This window comes from Kribbella sp. NPDC026596 (assembly GCF_040638415.1).
Taxonomy (GTDB): Bacteria; Actinomycetota; Actinomycetes; order Propionibacteriales; family Kribbellaceae; genus Kribbella.
The window spans coordinates 1-1,676 of the sequence record NZ_JBEZYF010000158.1 but is presented as its reverse complement, the minus strand read 5'-3'; the positions used below and the strand labels follow the sequence as shown (position 1 = coordinate 1,676).

Annotated in this window: 2 protein-coding genes; one reads left to right on the top strand and one right to left on the bottom strand. The window is 67.4% G+C overall.

The features are described 5' to 3' along the window. Positions 1–32: 32 nt before the first annotated feature. Positions 33–1,190, bottom strand: coding sequence for an IS630 family transposase (locus AB0E63_RS46430; protein WP_360381330.1), 1,158 nt, complete (start codon positions 1,188–1,190; stop codon positions 33–35). A gap of 19 nt (positions 1,191–1,209) precedes the next feature. On the opposite strand from AB0E63_RS46430, the gene AB0E63_RS46425 reads away from it, so the two are divergent. Then, positions 1,210–1,647 carry a hypothetical protein gene (locus tag AB0E63_RS46425; protein ID WP_360381327.1) on the top strand — a complete coding sequence of 146 codons (438 nt, stop codon included), beginning with the start codon at positions 1,210–1,212 and terminating at the stop codon, positions 1,645–1,647. Positions 1,648–1,676: the final 29 nt, after the last annotated feature.

Here is a 1,676-nt window from a genome sequence, read left to right as displayed (position 1 = left end):
AGTGGTCCGCGCCGTAAGTTCGTCGGGGTTGTTCATGCGGCTTGTGCGAGGGCCGGTGTGGCGGTCTGGTGCTGGTCGATTCGTTGGAGTAGGTCGTCGAGATCGGTCGGGGTGAACTTCCATCGGAACGGTCGGGCGGTGGCGTTGTAGCGTAGTTCGAAGTCGGCGAGTCGTTGTTCGACTTGTGCGAGGTTGGTGAAGTCGTTGGGTGAGACGACCTTGCGCTGGACGACTGAGAAGTAGATCTCGATCTGGTTCAGCCAGGAGGCGTGCACTGGGGTGTGCACCATGACCGCGTTGGGGAAGCGTTCCGCGAGCCGGTTGATCGAGGCCTGGCCGCGGTGGGACGAGCCGTTGTCGACGATCCAGAACACGCGTTTGGCCGAGGCGTACGGTTCTCGGGTCATGACGTGTTCGGCCAGGGCCATGAACGGCTCGATTCCGGTCGAGGCCGCGCATCGTCCGAACACCTGGGCCCGGTGTATGTCGTAGGCGGCAAGGTAGGCCAGCGCCCCACCACGCTTGTAGTCGTGGTTGACCCGCATCATGCGTGCTTTCCCCGGCGGCAGGGTGGGGTGGCAGCGGCAGCGGGCCTGGATCGAGGTCTTCTCATCGGAGGAGATGACGTACTCGTCGTCGCCGAGCGGCCGGCCTTCCCAGACACCGGCATAGAGGTCGAGGACCAGGTTGGCCTTGACGCGGAAGTCCGGGTCGCGGATGAAGATCCAGGATCGGTGCTGCCAGGGTTTGATCGTGTCGGCGGCCAGCCAGCGGCGCACCGTCGAGGCCGAGAGCGTCTCGGCGATGCCGGCGGTGATTGCCTCCCGGGCCAGGTCCGGGCAGCTCCACACTGACAGCGGCGCGCCGGTCTGGGCGGGCAGCTGGCAGGCCAGCGCCTTCACCTCAGCCACCTGTATCGGGGTGAAGGCCGGCGGCCGGCCGCTGCGTTTGCGGTCGGCCAGCCCGTCCAGGCCATCGGCGGCGAACCGGCCGCGCCACTTGCGCACCGTGTCCACGGTCACCGCACACCGCCGGGCGAGCTGTGCGTTGGACAAGCCCCGGGCCGCACCCAGCACGATCTGCGCGCGCAGCTTGTCCCTGGACGGGCTCTTGTGACCTCGAGCGAGCTTCTTCAGCCGTTGGCGTTCGGCGGCGGTCAACCACACGGGGCGGGCGCGCAGGGCGGGCATGAAGGGAGCACAGCCAATCGTGATCGACAACCGGGAAGGAGCCGATCATCACGGCGCAACGATCCTCACCCCGCGCGGACACGCCGACCAAGGCAGCCGATCCGGCAGCATGGACGCCATGGCGACACCCCCGCAATCCACCAAGACCTCCCTCGGCCAACGGCTACGAGCCCGCGCCCGCGAACGCTGGCCAGCCCTGGCAAGCGTCAACATCCGACACCACGGCGCCTTCACCTACATCGACGGACAACTCGCCGACGGAACCGTGCTGCCGCTGTGCCGGCTCCGCTACGGCGGCTCCGCCACCCAATGGGGATTCGCGATCTACCTGGCCAGCAAGGACGGCTACCAAGACTCCATCCTGCCCAGCGGCTACCCGGTCGGCACCGCCGAAGAAGCACTCGACTGCGCCTGCGGCCTCTACCTGAACGACCCCACAGCCTGGCAGCCCAAGTAACCCCCGACGAACTTACGGTGCGGACCACT